We start from the raw sequence: 590 nt of genomic DNA, 5'->3' as shown, positions 1-590 counted from the left end.
ACACCCCCTTGATGGTTCAGGGTATCCGCGTTGACGGTAATCTGCCCGGCTTGAGTTTCAGCCTGGTTGAGTTGCAGTTCCCCGGCTTGTATCGTCAGGGCGCCGTTGGTGAGCAGTTTGCCCTTATTGCCCAGCCAGTGTTGGCTGTTGAGTGCCAGTTTCCCGTTACCCGCCAGTTGCACCGTGCCCTGAGTGTTATCTGCGTGACGCGCAGTGAGACGCAGGTCCTCGCCCTGACTGGCAATGTTGCCCTGATGGTTGTCGAGCTGGTCTGTGGTGAGGATCAACCGTTTCCCTTGATTGAACACTGTCCCTTCACGGTTATTCAGGGTGCGGGTATGGAGCGTCAGTTCACCGCTTCCTGTCTGGTTAATTTTTCCTTTCAGGTTAGAGATATCCGGGGTCGTGAGGTGGATTTCCCGCGCCACTAACTGGCCGCCGTTGTTGTTAAACTGGCCCGGCGTTTTCGCAGTCAAACGGTTTGCGTTAACGGTGGCGCGAGCGGTATTTATCCCCGATTGGCCGGCGGTGAGTTGAATCTGGCTAGCGGCGGTCTGGCTGTCGCTCAGGTCAATCTGTTGACTGTGGAT

General features: G+C 56.4%; 1 protein-coding gene. It reads right to left on the bottom strand.

Going from position 1 to position 590, the window contains the following annotated elements:
• Positions 1-590, bottom strand: a 590-nt coding sequence (locus LG003_RS23175; RefSeq protein WP_262981783.1) for a hypothetical protein, incomplete at both ends; no start/stop codon positions are given.

Origin of the sequence: Photorhabdus kleinii, from assembly GCF_025384885.1 — a bacterium.
Lineage (GTDB): Bacteria > Pseudomonadota > Gammaproteobacteria > Enterobacterales > Enterobacteriaceae > Photorhabdus > Photorhabdus kayaii.
The sequence above is the reverse complement of the archived record's forward strand: the minus strand, read 5'-3'. Positions and strand labels throughout refer to the sequence as shown.